Consider the following 15,060-nt stretch of genomic DNA (forward strand, 5'->3'; position numbering starts at 1 on the left):
ACCAGCCACGGCGACTGATGCCCGGGGAAACGCTCGAAGGATTCTCATGCGGCGTTCCGCCGATCGACGCATGGGCAGCCGAACGGGCGCCGAGCGCGGCGCAATATGGCACCGCCGTCGTCTACGCGTCATTCGTCGATGACGCGACGGAATCCGACGCCCCGCAGGAGGTCGCCGGATTCTATACGCTCAGTGCCTACTCCGTGGAACGGTCATCCGTTGCCGGAGGGTGGCTGCGTCGCAACACCCCCGACAGAATCCCAGCGATTCTCATCGGCATGCTCGGCGTATCCCGCCAATGCCAAGGCGAGGGTCTGGGCTGGCAGCTCCTGCAGGATGCCATCATGCGGCCCCGGCGCATCAGCCGGCAACTCGGGTCGAGGGCGATCATCGTGGAACCATACGACGATTCCGCGCGATCGTTCTACGAACATTTCGGATTCTGCCCGATCCCCGGATCGAACAGCATGTATCTGCGGCTCGCGTAATCCACGGGCCGTCATTGTTGAACAGGGCGACCGCCCCGCATGTTGACACATCGTCAACGATCGATCTACACTGGAGACGGCCGAGCACCTTGGGCATTGACGTCCACCGGCCCCAACAATCAGCCCCAACAATCAAGAGCCCGCACACATCATCGCCACCCGAATACGGAGGAGATCATGACCGACACATCATCCGCCGCGGACGCACGGCGCGCCCAAATCGTGCGGGCCGCGCGCGAGACGTGCCTTGACACCGGATTCTCGAAGCTCACCATCAGCGGCATCGCCGAGCGCGCCGGCATGACACGGTCGCTGTTCTACCACTATTTCCCCGACAAGAACGCCGTGGCCGACGCGGTGATCAACGACACGATCAACGACATGCTCGCCAAGCTCGAACGGTGGAACGCCACGCGGGAAGCCGGCAACATCGACAAGGCACTTGGCGACATCGTGCGGCTCACCCGAGCGATCATCGCCGACGAAGGGCCGTTCAGCGCCCGGCTCATGCAGGCGGGCAATGCGGAGCTGTACATCAGGTTCATCGACCGCATCGCCGATCGCATCGCCGACTACATCTGCAACACCACGGCGCTCGACTTCGAGAGGATGCACGGACTGCCCATCCACAGCGTGCACGAGACGATGTACGTGCTGATCGTCGGCCTGATCTCGATGATCAGGCTCCACCCCGACACCCCGGACAACGTGATCAAGCGCGTCGCCGCGCAGATCCTGCACATCGAGGAGTACGTGAAGTAGAAAGCAGAAGGAACGCTCAGCCGACGGGAACGGTCAGGGCGGCGGTATGGGCGCCATCGGTGACGTTCACGGTGACCACATCCCCGGGGGCGGCGTCTTCGCCGGCCCGCACGACCGCGAGCGCCTCGCCGTAGTAGGTGCCGGTCTCGCCAGTCACGAAGCTGCCCCTGTTGCAGGGCGCCGCGCAGCCGAAACCGAGCAGGTCGCCTCCGGTGACGGATGCGCGCAGCGTGCCGCGTTCGAGCGGCTTGGTGATGCCATGCTCGTCGGTGTAGCGCACGCGCACGAATGCGAGGCGGCCGGACCGCACGCACCGTGCCGACGACCCAGCCGACCCGACCAACCCAGCCGGACCGCTCGACCCAACCGGACGGCCATCCGCATCGCCGCAGGAATCGTCGACCATACCTGCGACCCATTCGAGTTCGGCGCGCAGTTCGGTGCGATCCGAGGCACTGGCCAGCGCATGACGCCCGATTTCCCGGCCGTCCGCATCGTAGGCGATCGCTTCGAGGGAGCCCGGCTCATACGTGCAGGAGAATCGCACGATGCAGTCGCGCTTCGGCGATCTGCGTCCGACCTCCCGCCCGTTGACCAGCAACGCGACTGTCGCCGCCCGCGCGTACACCTCCACGTTGGCCTTGCGCCCGTCGCAGCCGTTCCAGCTCCAGGATTCGACGGCATGGCTCATCTTCCAAGCGCTCGGCGAATGCCTGTCGCCCGTGTGATTCACCGGGCAGACCGCGATGAACGGCCCGGCCGCCGCCTCGAGCGCGACCTGCGTGTAGCGCGCCTCGCCGAGCGGTTTGCCGGTCAGGTCGACGCGCCCCGAGCCGGCGGTCAGCCACCCGTATCCGATGGAGAGCGAGGCGTAGTCCTCGTATTCCCAAGCGCCGACGCCGGTCTCGCCCAGATAGTCCATGCCGGACCACACGAAATCGCCGATCAGGCGAGGATTCCGCTTGGCGAGCTCGCGGAACCGGTATGCGTCGGAGCAGAAGGTCTCCGAGCCGAGGATCAGACGGCGCGGGTACTTCCTCAGATCGTGCCGGTAGCGCTTGATGCCGTAGTTGTAGCCGGCGACGTCCATCGCGGCGAAGGCGCCGCGCGTCACCCGGTCGCAGAACGGCAGCGCGGCGCCGGTCTTCATGAAGTCGGCGCCCAGCACGCCGGCCATGGTGTTGAAGAATTCGCTGCCAACGGCCTTGTGCCGGCCGTCCGTCTCGCCGGCCGCACGGCGCCGTTCCGCCACAACGGCCTCCTTTGCGGCCCTCTCGTCGGAATACCGGCCGAAGCCTATCGAATTCAGGAAGTTGAAGAAGATGTTGACGCCGCAGGTGACCGGCCGGGCCGGGTCGAGCCGGTGCAGGAAGCCGGTCATCTCGCGGGTGAGCGCGATGCCGCGCTTCTGCGCGGTCTCGCTCACCTCGTTGCCGGTCGAATACAGGATGACGCTCGGATGGTTGCGATCCTTGACGACCATGTCGGTCAGATCCCGGCGCCACCACTCGTCGAAATAGTCGACATAGTCGTGCTGCGTCTTGTGGATGTACCAGTGGTCGATGTATTCGTCCATGACCAGGACGCCGAGCCGGTCGCACGCGTCGAGCAGCGCCTTCGAGCACGGGTTGTGCGCGGAACGGACCGCATTGTAGCCGTTGGCCTTCATCAGCGCGATCTTGCGCTCCTCGGCGTCCGCATACGCGCATGCGCCGAGGATGCCGTTGTCGTGGTGGAGGCACGCGCCCTGGATGATCACGCGCTCGCCGTTGATCTTGAAACCGCCGCTGCCCCACGCGATCTCGCGGATGCCGAAGGTCACGTCGGCATCGTCGACGGCACCGGTGCGCTCGGACCGATAGCGGATATGGGCCGCGTACAGGTTCGGCCGGTCCGGCGACCACAGTCGCGCGCCCGGGATGTCGAGCTCGAGCACGGCCCGGCAGCTCCCGTTTTCCGCCGCTCCCTCCACCGCGGCGGCCTGCCCACAAGCCGCGCTTGCGGAATCATCCGCGCTCGCCGGGGCGCCGGCATGCCGCCGCACGTCGACGCTCACCGTGCCGGCGGCGGTCGTGTCGACCGTGATTCCCACGCGGGCGGTACGCTCGCCGTCGGCCGCATCGGGCGATCCGATGCTCAGCGTGCACACGGTCACGCCGTCGAGCGCGATGTACTCGCGGGGCGCCACCCACAGCGTGACCGGCCGGTAGATGCCCGCGCCGGAGTACCAGCGGGAGTTCGGTTGGTCGGCATTACGCGCGATCACGCGGATCTCGTTCTCCCTGCCGGCGATCAGACGATCGGTCGCGTCGACGGTGAAATTCGTGTATCCGTACGGGCGGAACGCAACCCGCTCCCCGTTGATCCACACTTCGGCGTTGTGGTACACGCCTTCGAATTCGAGGATCATCGTGCTTCCGGCAAGCGAGGCGTGCGGCGTGAACCGGCGCACGTACTCGTAGTCGCGGCCTTCGAACCAGCCGGAGTTGAATCCGCTCGCGGCGAGCGGGCTGCGCTTCTCCCCGATCATCGCATCGTGGGGAATCGTCACCGGCACGAAAGGCTCGCTCGCGGCGCCAAGGTGGCGGTAGGACCAGTCGTGGTTGAATTCAATGGCATGCATTGCGGTAGTCCTTATGGAGAGCGGAACCGGGCAGACCCCGAACGCCCCGGATGCATCGGATCACGGTACGCTGCGGCAGAGCGCACAGCCCGCCCGCTCCACTGCAGTTGCAGCCTACGCGAATTCGCCGGTGATCGGGTCGCGCCCGTCCCGGCTGATCGCTTCCAACACCCGGGTGCCGTCGTCCTCGGCATGCGCCGCGGCCACGGCTGGCGGCACCAGCACGCGCAATGCCCGGTCCTGCGCGGTGACCGTGACCGGCAGATGGCCGATGTACTCGCCGTCCGCCATCAGCACCGGAGGTTCCTCCCCCTCGGCGGCCCGTGTGATCTCGATGGAGCGGACGCGCTGCCATCCGAATACCTTGGAGGCCATCAGTCGACCGTTGTACGCTTTGGAGATCGCGTCGGCGATCTCGATCGGTCCGGGAACGTGATCGATCCAGATCAGGTCGAGCAGCCCGTCGGCGAACCGCGAATACGGGGAGACCTCCAGCCCGCCGCCGATATGGCGCGAGTTGGCCACGGTGAGCATCGGCGAGACGATGTCGCGCTCCTCCACGGTTCCATCCGCCAGAGTGGCCTTGATGTGGTAGCCGTAGCGCTTCATGTGTGTGACTTCGATGAGCACCGCCACGAAATACCGCAGGGAGCCGCCCGGCAGATGGGAGTGATTGGCCCTGTCGTTGATGCTGGCATCCAGACCGCACGACAGCATGCCGCCGTAATACCGGTCGATTGGCGGCCGGGCGACGGTCTGGGCGCCGTCCGCGCCGTCATTGCCGGCGGCACCGTCAGCCGCATCGGCAACCGCCCCGGCGGCGTCGCCCTGGTTATCGTCCCGACCGGACGACAGCAGGTTCCCGGTCGATGCGTCGACGGCGTACCCGCCGGGCAATGACGTCACGCGCCCCATGTCCACATCGATGTGGCTGCCGCGCACGATCGCCCCGACGATGCCTTCGACCGCGGTTTCGATACGGTTGACGGGCAGACCGAGACCGCGCGCGAAGTCGTTGCCGGAACCGGTGGCGACGATGCCCAGCGGCGTGCCGCTGCACCCGACGGCATTGGCGCCCAAGGCGATCATGCCGTCGCCGCCGACCACCACCAGATAGCGGTACTCGTCGTGCTTTTCGCGCGCCTTGCGCAGTGAATCGTCAAAGCTCGCGCCTGTGATGTCGATGATGTCGAATCCGTGGCGCCGCCCGGCCTGCGACAGCAGATCAAGCACCTGCGCATCGATCCGGGCACCTTTGCCCTTGTCGGAGACCGGATTGCCGATCATCGCTACAACAGTTCGTTCCTCGCTCATATCGCCACGATAAACCAACCGGACCGTTCATGCCAATCGTGTGGACGGATTTGCCCGGAATGTTAGGACAATCACACGCCGCCACCGCCAGCGCGGTTCGCCTCGTGCACGATTGATCGGTTCGCGCCCCTCCGGAGGGGCCGCCAGGTCAGCCGCATTCGACGGGCCCGGCTCTGGAGCGCACGGATATGTTCGGCACGAATGGCACCCGCGTGCGCACCGCCACGGCGAGCCGCACGTCTTCACCGTCGATCGAACAGGATTCGAGGGCCGCGCCGTTGAGCTGAGCCGACCGCTCGGCGAGCGCGCACGGATCGCCCGAACCGTCGCGCAGGGCCACCGCGGCGGCGATGGCCGATAGGTCGGCCACCGCTCTGGCCTGCGAGCGGCAGATCAGCAGATTGCCCGCGGCGGCGATGATCGCCAGCGCCACCGCCGCAACCATCACCAGCATCATGCCGGCCATGGTGCCTGAGCCGATGTCGGCATTGCCGGCGAGGACAGCGGTGCCCGCAGCACCGGTGATATCGGCGCTGCCGACGCCATCGGCGATGCCTGCGACTCCAGCAGTGCCCGCAGCACCGGCGGCAGACGGCTGCGTTCCGGCCTTCCGCCTGTCACGATTCATGTCCTCATCCCCCGGATTCATGACGTCACCCCATTCCCATGGAACATTTCCGACATTCCCGGATGCAGGATCCGGTCCCGTTGCCATCACGGCATCGCCCCATTGCCGTGACTCGTCACGGCGCATCCCGCGCCCTCATGGCAGGATTCCCGTCGCGGTTCCCCGCACCGCCGTCGGCAGCACGCCCAACGGATCCGGGATTACCGGGCACTGCACCGTCGCCGTCACCCGATCGCCTTCATACCTCACGTCGACCGCGGACCCGTCACCGGCGACCGCCCGTGCCGCCGCACGCGGATCGGCGTCGACGCCATACGCCACCAATTCGCGAACGACCGAAGCCGCGGCGTCCTGGCAATCCATCGTGACGATCACGGTCCGTGACAAGCACAGCAGCAGGGCCGCCAGCGCCGCAACGACGGGAAGCACCACCGCGAATTCCGCGGTGGCCGCTCCCTCATCAGCCCGGCAATGGCAAGCGGCCAGCATCCGCAAACGCAGCCGCAGTGGCGCCTTGCACGATGTGTTCAACCGGCGCCCGCCCATGCGGTCACCCGACATTCAGCGCTTTCTTGACGATGTTCGTCAGCAGGGTCTTGATCGCGTCGGATTTGAGAATCGCGACCAGCAGCGCGGCAAAGCCGGTGGCCGCGATAAGGACCACGGCGTATTCCGCCGTCGCGGCGCCTTCCTCCGGTTCCGCGGTCAGGGTGCGCAGACGCGCATCGATCATGCACGATTCGCGCCTGGCCCGTTCGACCAGATCCTCCATGCCCTGCTTGGCTTGGACAAGCAGCCCGGGTCTGCCATCGATGTTGATTGGTACTACGGCACTCATAGCGTTCCTTTCCTGGTTTCGGCCCCGACCGATTGATCGGGTGCTGACCACTATGGACGAATTCCGCTGACCCGCGAGCGCATTTCGGGCCATGTGGTCGAAGGGTCGGCAGTTATCCACATTCGGCGTGTCCGTCCACAGCGATTGTGGATAACCGTCGGGCAATGGAGGCGACTCCATCCGCGGTTCACATCACCAAGGAGACGACGGTCGGGATGACGCCGATGAACACGAACGCAGGGAGAAAACACAGCGCCGTCGGTATCAATAGGCGCACCGACAGGCGCGAGGACGCGGCTTCGATGCGCGATCGCTCGTCCGCATCATACTGTTCCAGCGTGGTTTCCAGCCGCATGATTGGCGACACCCCGCGCGTCCACGACGGTTCGAGCGACTCCTCCAGTATTCGGAACACATGCGCCGCATCGGATTCCGGCTCGTCGGCGCCAGCCACGCGCCACGCCTCGTGCCAATCCGCACCACGGCTCAGACGCTCGCCGACCCGGACAAGGCCCGCTCCGATCGCCCCGCCGGCCGCATCGCCGACCGCGCCGCACGCGCGTGGAATCGACGTCCCCTGCCGCAGCGCGACGATGAACAGCGCCAACACCAACGTCGTCGATACTTCGAGAGAGCGATGTTCCGCGGATATCCCGCGGCCGGCGAGGCGGGCCGCGGGCGACGTTCGCAGCCATACCGCGCAGCCGGCGCACCACGCCGACACCAACGCGCATATCCACAGATACGCCATGCCGCCATATGCCATATCACCGCTCCATATCCACTCCGGCGACGCACCGCCCCTGGCAGTTCCGGACAGTTTCGTGCAGTTCCAGACAGTTCCGAGGCCGGTCCGCATCAACCCATGTCGCGCAGCATCGCCCGCATCCACATCAGACCCGCCACGTAGCAGCACGATCCCAAAGTCAGGCACATCAGTCCCGGAGCCGTGGCCAGGAGGAAGGCCAGCGGCCTTGATCCAAGCAGCTCACCCATCATCACGGTGCCGAGCGGCAGCGCCGAAAGCAGACGGACCGTGGCCTGAGGCACGGCGAACACCTGCGAGCGCAGGTCCTCCGCCAGTCGGCTGCGGCGATAGGTTTCGCCAACGGCTTCCAAGCATCGCACGGCCGGACACCCCAACATCACGCTCAGATTGCAGGCCACGGCGATGTCGTTCGCCACCTGATCGGTCTGCCGGTCGGTCTCCTTGGGCAGCGCGCGCGAGGCCAGCAGCGCCCGCATACGCGATGGCGTGATTCCGGGAACGGCGAAACGGCGCCCCATCTGCTCTTCAAAGGCCTCGACCGGCGTGCCGCCTCCGCGCAGAATCGCGCATGCGCCGGCGATCACCGCAGCGATGCCGATGCGGCTCAACCGCGGCGTTTCCGGGTTGCCCTGCATCGCGGCGAGCCGCCGCATCGCCGACGATCGAGAGCTCGGGCGCAACGCCACGGATGCCGCCGCCGTCACCGCGGCCATCGCGGCGAATATGGTCATGCCGATCATTGGCGACCTCCTTCTCTTTGGACCGGACCGATCCATCGCGCGCAGAACCGCTCCCATAGCGGCCCGGCCACCGGCTGGCCGGCACCGTTCCAGACCGCGAGCATCTGGCCTCCGAGCCATCCCTCCGACATCGTCAGGCAGCCGATTTGGCCGATATAGCGGCGCGATCCCCTGCGTTCGACATGCAGCACGACATCGAACGCGCCTTCGGCGAACATCGCCAGCGCCTCGGGGGACAGACCGGCGAGCAAGCCCAACGACACCAGGCGGGCGGGCACTCGGGCGACCCCGTCCGCGTGCAGGGTGACCATACCGCCATGATGGCCGGCGTTGAACGCGCGCAGCAGGTCGGCGATCTCCTCGCCGCGGCATTCGCCCAATACCACGCGGTCCGGGCGCATGCGCAGCGTGGCTTTGACCAGGTCCGGCAGGCCGACCGCCCCGGCCCCCTCGACATTCGGCTCGCGCGTGACCAGCGATACGCGGTTGCCCGGATCCAGCCCGCCCAGTTCCCTCACCTCCTCGACCGTGATGATGCGCTCGTCCGGGCCGCACAGCCCAAGCAGCGCCTTCAGCAGCGTCGTTTTGCCGGCGCCGGTGCCTCCGGTGATCAGTATGGTGGCCCGGCGCCTGACCAGCGCGCACAACAGGGGAAACCACGGCGCGGGGAACAATCCGGCAATCGCCAGCGACTGCAGAGTCGGCGGCGACCGGCTGGGGAAACGAATCGATATGGCCGCCCCCTGCGGCACCAGAGGCTCGATCACGGCATGCACGCGGATGCCGTCGACGGAGGACGCATCTGCGATCGGGCATGCGTCGTCGAGCCGGCGACCCAATTGGGCGCACAGCTGCACCGCGTAGTCACGCACCATCCGCGCCGACCGGAAGGGAATCGGCAGCTGGTATTCGCGCATTCCCCCGCCCCGGTCCACCCAGATGCGCCCCTCGCCGGTGACCACCACATCAGTGACGGACGGGTCGCCGGCCACGCCCTCCAACGGCCCGAACACCAGCTCGCTCATGGCTCGCCGCCTTGACGCCGGCCAGCGATGCGGGTTTCGGCCCAATCAGCCACCGCTTCGATCACCGCGCGATTGGCCTTGCCGAGCGAATCGATGCCCAGCCCGTTGAGCACGTCGCCGCACAGTTTGCGGCTCGCCCGCACCGGCCCCGATATCGGCAACCCCAGGTAATCCTCGGCTTCACGCACATCCACGCCGGTATGGTTTCTCGGCGCGCTGCGCGGCTGCACGCCGACCACCAGAAGATCGCCGTCACGCGGGCGCAGGCCGGCGGCCACGCTACGAAGCGTGCTGTTGCCCTCTCCCTCGCAGGGCGGCCGCCCTTCGCCAAGGCCAGGACTTGCGGAGTCCGCCGCGGACCGGCCATCGGACCTGCCACCGAGCCTGCCGCCGCGTATCGTCGCGATATGCGCCTTCGCCCGGGCCAATCCAAGCACCGTCAGTTCCGCAACCACCATATGGGCGGATTCGGCCAGCTCGGGCACCTGATCGAGTCCCGAGCTGCGGCCGGCGTCGACGACCACCACGCGGTTGGACTCGCAAAGCGCCCGCGTTGCCGCCTGCACCTGCCACCGATCCGGTGCGTCGCCGCCCCACGGCGTGAACGCCAGCACGCGGACACCGTCCCATACGGGCAGCTCGGCGTTCAGCGCATCGCCGTCGATACGGCCCAACGGCGCCTGAATGGTCCCGAACCGCAGCCCCGGTTCGTTTTCGATGCCCAGCAGCACGTCCAGGCCACCGCCCTGAAAATCCGCATCCATCAATGCGCAGTCCAGGTCCCGCTCCCGCAGCGCGCGGGACAATACGGCGACGATGACGCTCAGCCCGATCCCGCCGCTGGCCGCGGTGCACACCACCGCATTCCGCAACCCGGTTTTCACCGCGACCCGGCAGGGCGGCCCCGGCGGGTCCGCCCGGCCATATGCGGCCTGCGTCTGCGGCGACAGCCCGTACTGGTATTGGCGCTCGTCCGTTATTGCCGGCATACGGTGTTGGACGGCCGGCGAATAATACCGCTGCACCGTGGCGGGAGGCACCGGCGCGCCAGGTTGTGCGGCCGCCGTTGCGGTCTGGTTCTTCGTGCCGGCCGCATGCGTGCCGTTCATATGCGTAGTGGTATCCATGCGCCGATTGAACCGCGACCGCGCCCGACCGCGCCACCGTAACCGGCGGCTGTGGTCGAAGGCTTGGAAGTTATCCACACTCGGCGTGTCTATCCACATGCCCGGTGGGCGGCGAGACACCGCGGCCAGAGTGGTCTGCCTCGCAAATGGCTGAGTGGTTGATCCTCCCGCTGGATGATAGCCCTGTGGGCTATCCATAGCAGCGCACGCAAGTGCACGTCGCATATAACGCCGGGAGGTGGCGTGTAGCGCCGGAAGGTGGTCGAATGCTTGATGTTGTAGTGTTTCCGACCACCCCCAGTCGGCTGCGTCGACGGCCCCCGACATTACATGCGACGTGCGCTTCGCGCACTGCTATGGGCAATCCACAGGATTGCCCATCCAGCGGGAGCGTGAACCACCCAATCATTTGCGAGACAGACCAAGAGCATGGCCCGGGAAGCGTGAATCGTGTTTCCCGGTTGCATCGGAACCGGCGTGCCCCGAAACAAAGAAAAGACCCGCCGAAGCGGGTCTTTTCACCAAAAGCAGCTGGAGCAGAATCTCTGCACAACTTCATCGTCGTAACGGTAAGTCTTTCCAATGCCCGTTCAACGTAACAGTCCTTTGTGACCATACACTCTTTGTGGGCTCTGCCCTGTTCAGTTCTCTTGGTACCTCATAATTTAGACGCCCGGAAGGTGTCATGCAAGTTGACGGGGGAGCATGTTCGCATATTTGCACAAGTGTTCGCTATCCCATGAGAAAGGGAGGAAATTGGCATGTCATGATCGCATCGAACGGGTTATTTGATGCTTTTTGTGCGCTTCGCGCAAGATTCCCGGCGTGTCGAAGGCAGGGCATGTTCATTTCATCCCCATATGGAACACCCCTGACGCGAAGCGGCAGCCGCGAAGCGACCAACCCTGGATCGGGCCGCCACGCGCCACGCATCGACCATACTAAAACTACGTACCCGATACCCGCCCAACGGACCCCGATATCACGCCCGATGCACCCCATATCGGCGTCTTTCCCCGAGAAGTGTGAACTACCGTTGAATTCTGAGACGTCCGCTGGCATGCCGCGCGGTCAAGCGCATAAAGTAGGACAGTATGGCACAGATTTTTGACGCACCCTCGAAGGCGATTCTCCGCAGTCAGATCGCGGAGCATATCGCCGAAACGGATAAGAATGACCGCCGCGATACGCGGCCCGACGAACAGCCATTGCCGGCCGATCGTTTCTTCGACCGCGAGCTGAGCTGGATGAAATTCAACAAGCGCGTGCTGGAACTCGCCGAGGACGAGGACCAGCCCATCCTCGAGCGCGCGAATTTCGCCGCGATCTTCGCATCGAACCTCGATGAGTTCTTCATGGTCCGCGTGGCCGGCCTCAAGCGCCGCATCAACTCCGGCATCGCCGTCACCGCCGCCAGCGGCCTGAGCCCGCGCCAACAGCTGCGCGCGATCAGCGATCAGGCGCACCGCCTGCAGGACGAGCACGCGCACTACGTGATCGACCACATCCTGCCGGACCTCGCCAAAGAACGCATCGTGCTGCTGAGCTGGGACAAGCTCACCGCCGCCGAGCAGGAGCGCCTGTCGCGCTACTACCGCCAGCAGGTGTTCCCAGTGCTCACCCCGCTCGCCGTGGACCCGGCGCATCCGTTCCCGTACATCTCCGGCAACTCGATCAACCTCGCCGTGCTGGTGGAGAATCCGAACTCCGGCAAGTCCCACTTCGCGCGCGTCAAGATCCCCGGCAACCTGAGCCGCCTGGTCCCGGTCGACGACATGACCGAGGACGAGGCCAGCGATGTGCGCTACGGGTTCATCACCATGGAGAACCTGATCATCGCCCATCTGGAATCCCTGTTCCCGGGCATGATCATCAAGGAGGCCCGTTCCTTCCGCGTCACCCGTAACGAGGACATCGACGTCGAAGAGGACGATGCCGAAAACCTGCTCAACGCCATGGAGAAGGAGCTGCTGCGCCGCCGCTTCGGACCGCCGATCCGCCTGGAGATCTCCGACGCGACCAGCCCGTTCCTCTCCCAGCTGCTCGCCGATCAGCTGGGCGTGAGCCCCGACGAGGTCTACCGCCTGCCGTCTCCGCTCGATATGACCGTGCTGTTCGAGCTCGGCGGCATCGACCGCCCGGATCTCAAGTACCCGCCGTTCATCCCGACCACGAACCGCCAGATCGCCGAGGTCGAGTCGAGCCGCGCGCAGGACATCTTCGCCGCGATCCGCGAGCGCGACATCCTGCTGCACCATCCGTACGACTCCTTCTCCACGTCGGTGCAGGCGTTCTTGGCGCAGGCCGCCGCCGATCCGAAGGTGCTGGCCATCAAGCAGACGCTGTACCGCACGTCGTCGAACTCGCCGATCATCGACGCGCTGGTCGACGCGGCGCACGCCGGCAAGCAGGTGCTGGCGCTGGTCGAGATCAAGGCGCGTTTCGACGAGGACGCGAACATCGCGTGGGCGCGCAAGCTCGAACGCGCCGGCGTGCACGTGGTCTACGGCATCGTCGGCCTGAAGACCCACTGCAAGCTGAGCCTGGTGGTGCGCCAGGAGCAGGACGGCCTCAAGCGCTACTGCCACGTCGGCACCGGCAACTACAACCCGAAGACCGCCCGGCTGTACACCGATCTGGGCCTGCTGACCTGCGACCCGGTCGTCGGCCAGGACCTGACCCGTCTGTTCAACCAGCTGAGCGGCTACGCGCCGAAGTCGAGCTTCCACCGCCTGCTGGTCGCGCCGCGTACCGTGCGCTCCGGCCTCATCCAGCGCATCCGCCGCGAGGAGGAGGCCGCGAAGGCGGGCAAGGAAGCGTGGATCAAGATCAAGGTCAACTCGATCGTCGACGAGAAGACCATCGACGCGCTGTACCGGGCCAGCCAGGCCGGTGTGAAGGTCGACATCGTCGAGCGCGGCATCTGCGCGCTCAAGCCGGGCGTTCCGGGCCTGAGCGAGAACATCCGCGTGCGCTCGATCCTCGGCCGCTTCCTCGAGCACAGCCGCATCTACGCCTTCGCGAATTCCGACGGCCCGCAGATCGGCGAAGGCCCGATCTCCGGCCCCGAGGTGTGGATCGGCTCCGCCGATCTGATGCACCGCAACCTCGACCGTCGCGTCGAGGCTCTGGTGCGCGTCACCGCACCGGAGCAGGTGGATGAGCTGATCAGGTACGTCGACCTGCAGATGGCCGACACGACCGTGTCGTGGCACATGCAGCCGGACGGCACGTACGTGCGCCATTCGCGCGGCGACGACGGCAACCCGCTGATCGACAGCCAGGAGTACCTGATCAAGAAGCATCAGCGCCGCCCGCGCACCAACAACTGAACCAGCCGGGCGCACACCGCGCGCCGACGGCTGACGCCGTGAATATCGATGGCCGGCCCCGTGAAGGGGCCGGCCATCGTCGTGTCAGCGGAAAAACTACGTAGAGCAAGGCGCGCTTGGAATACAATGAGAGGAATGGGCAGTAACGTGAGACATATTGTGGAAGCGGCGGGCGGCATTCTCTACCGCATCATCGACGAGGACGGCTCGGACGACGCCGGTTCGGCCGCGTCACCCGCCAACGTACCCTCGGATTATCCCGATATCTCCCCCAACGCCGATGCCGGCGCGTCCGAGGGCATCGGCGAGTCGAGCCGTCCGGAGGAACCCACGGCAGCCGACGGCACCACGGCTGACGGCACCAAGAACGACGATGCCGCGGCCGGCAAGCATTCGCGCAAATCCAAGCATCACCGCCCCCCGGTCGACCAACCGGACATCCTCGATCGCATCGAGGTCTGCATCGTCCACCGGCCGAAATACGACGATTGGAGCTGGCCGAAAGGCAAGCTCGAGCTCAACGAATCCCACCGCCATGCGGCCGTGCGCGAGATCGGCGAGGAGACCGGGCTCAGCGTGCAGCTCGGCCCGTACCTCGGCGAGGTCGAGTACCCGCTGAGCGAGGAGGGCCGCAAAACCCGCCGTTCCACGGACCGGTCGCTCGACACCAAGCACATTCTCTACTGGATGGCGCAGCCGATATCCCCCACCGACGCCGAGCATCTCATCGACGCGTTCGGCCCCGTGCACCGGGCCGATGTCGGCGAAATCGACGACATCATCTGGGTGTCGGTCATCGAAGCGCGCAAGATCCTTTCGCATTCCACCGACAAGGACATCCTCGCCCTGTTCGTCGACCGCCTGCAGGAAGGCGCCGCCGAGGCGCAGAACATCCTGATCGTGCGGCACGCGAAGGCCGAAGCGCGCAAGACCTGGAAGGGCACCGACGCCAATCGCCCGATCACGCCGCGCGGGGCGGCCGCGGCGTACGCGCTGAACCGGGAGCTCGCCTGCTACAACCCGACAAGGCTGGCCACGTCGCCATGGATCCGCTGCCAGGAGACGCTGCATGTCCTTTCGTGGCAGACCGACCGGCCGATGCATCATCTCGACGCCCTCACCGAGGACGCGTTCGCCGAGAATCCGGACCGCGCGTGGCAATGCTTCCTTGAAGAGATCCGCCACACGCTCGCCGGACGCAAGACCACCGCGATATGCATGCATCGCCCGGTGATCGGCGGCATCTTCGAGCATCTGCGCGACCTGTGCGCTTCCGGGGCGCTGACGAAGCGGCTCATCGCGAAATCGCCCTATATGCCCACCGCCACCGCGGTAGCCTTGTTTGTCGTGGACTCGCCTCAGGGCCCGCGCATCATCGATATCCAGAAGGTTGCCCCACTTGTCTACTAATTCC

General features: G+C 66.1%; 13 protein-coding genes. 4 read left to right on the forward strand and 9 right to left on the reverse strand.

Annotated features, from left to right (window positions below; translation table 11 throughout):
- Positions 1-17 precede the first annotated feature (17 nt).
- Positions 18-488 carry a GNAT family N-acetyltransferase gene (locus BBSC_RS11480; protein ID WP_169742223.1) on the forward strand — a complete coding sequence of 157 codons (471 nt, stop codon included), beginning with the start codon at positions 18-20 and terminating at the stop codon, positions 486-488.
- Between the two features lie 177 nt (positions 489-665).
- Positions 666-1,250, forward strand: a complete 585-nt coding sequence (locus BBSC_RS11485; protein WP_033519432.1) for a TetR/AcrR family transcriptional regulator — start codon at positions 666-668, stop codon at positions 1,248-1,250.
- A gap of 16 nt (positions 1,251-1,266) precedes the next feature.
- Here the strand turns inward: BBSC_RS11485 and BBSC_RS11490 are convergent, their stop codons facing one another.
- The 9 genes from BBSC_RS11490 to BBSC_RS11530 all read right to left on the reverse strand — a co-directional run bounded on the left by BBSC_RS11490 (position 1,267) and on the right by BBSC_RS11530 (position 10,296).
- Positions 1,267-3,873, reverse strand: coding sequence for a glycoside hydrolase family 2 TIM barrel-domain containing protein (locus BBSC_RS11490; RefSeq protein ID WP_033519431.1), 2,607 nt, complete (start codon positions 3,871-3,873; stop codon positions 1,267-1,269).
- Between the two features lie 114 nt (positions 3,874-3,987).
- Positions 3,988-5,187, reverse strand: a complete 1,200-nt coding sequence (locus BBSC_RS11495) for a diacylglycerol/lipid kinase family protein (protein WP_033519430.1) — start codon at positions 5,185-5,187, stop codon at positions 3,988-3,990.
- Between the two features lie 148 nt (positions 5,188-5,335).
- On the reverse strand, positions 5,336-5,815 hold the full coding sequence (locus tag BBSC_RS11500; protein ID WP_081892849.1) for an Rv3654c family TadE-like protein: 480 nt from the start codon (positions 5,813-5,815) through the stop codon (positions 5,336-5,338).
- Positions 5,816-5,950: 135 nt separating this feature from the next.
- Positions 5,951-6,304: a hypothetical protein gene (locus BBSC_RS11505; RefSeq protein WP_033519447.1), complete on the reverse strand. Its 354-nt coding sequence runs from the start codon at positions 6,302-6,304 to the stop codon at positions 5,951-5,953.
- Between the two features lie 61 nt (positions 6,305-6,365).
- A complete protein-coding gene (locus tag BBSC_RS11510) occupies positions 6,366-6,587 on the reverse strand; it encodes a DUF4244 domain-containing protein (RefSeq protein ID WP_374042852.1) in 222 nt (73 codons plus the stop codon).
- A gap of 253 nt (positions 6,588-6,840) precedes the next feature.
- Complete coding sequence (locus tag BBSC_RS11515; RefSeq protein WP_051923131.1) at positions 6,841-7,419, reverse strand: type II secretion system F family protein; 579 nt, start codon at positions 7,417-7,419, stop codon at positions 6,841-6,843.
- 92 nt (positions 7,420-7,511) lie between these two features.
- Positions 7,512-8,162 (reverse strand): pilus assembly protein, encoded by a 651-nt coding sequence (locus BBSC_RS11520; protein ID WP_231649003.1) that lies wholly within the window; start codon positions 8,160-8,162, stop codon positions 7,512-7,514.
- Positions 8,159-9,187: a CpaF family protein gene (locus BBSC_RS11525; RefSeq protein WP_033519428.1), complete on the reverse strand. Its 1,029-nt coding sequence runs from the start codon at positions 9,185-9,187 to the stop codon at positions 8,159-8,161. The genes BBSC_RS11520 and BBSC_RS11525 overlap by 4 nt, the downstream gene beginning before the upstream one ends.
- Positions 9,184-10,296 (reverse strand): hypothetical protein, encoded by a 1,113-nt coding sequence (locus BBSC_RS11530; protein ID WP_051923132.1) that lies wholly within the window; start codon positions 10,294-10,296, stop codon positions 9,184-9,186. Before BBSC_RS11530 ends, BBSC_RS11525 begins: the two co-directional genes overlap by 4 nt.
- A 1,112-nt stretch (positions 10,297-11,408) precedes the next feature.
- Here BBSC_RS11530 and BBSC_RS11535 point away from each other — a divergent pair.
- Both BBSC_RS11535 and BBSC_RS11540 read left to right on the forward strand, forming a co-directional pair.
- Complete coding sequence (locus BBSC_RS11535) at positions 11,409-13,646, forward strand: RNA degradosome polyphosphate kinase (protein ID WP_033519427.1); 2,238 nt, start codon at positions 11,409-11,411, stop codon at positions 13,644-13,646.
- 159 nt (positions 13,647-13,805) lie between these two features.
- Complete coding sequence (locus BBSC_RS11540; RefSeq protein ID WP_051923133.1) at positions 13,806-15,056, forward strand: NUDIX hydrolase; 1,251 nt, start codon at positions 13,806-13,808, stop codon at positions 15,054-15,056.
- Positions 15,057-15,060: the final 4 nt, after the last annotated feature.

The sequence above is a fragment of the Bifidobacterium scardovii JCM 12489 = DSM 13734 genome, from assembly GCF_001042635.1.
GTDB classification, from domain to species: Bacteria; Actinomycetota; Actinomycetes; order Actinomycetales; family Bifidobacteriaceae; genus Bifidobacterium; species Bifidobacterium scardovii.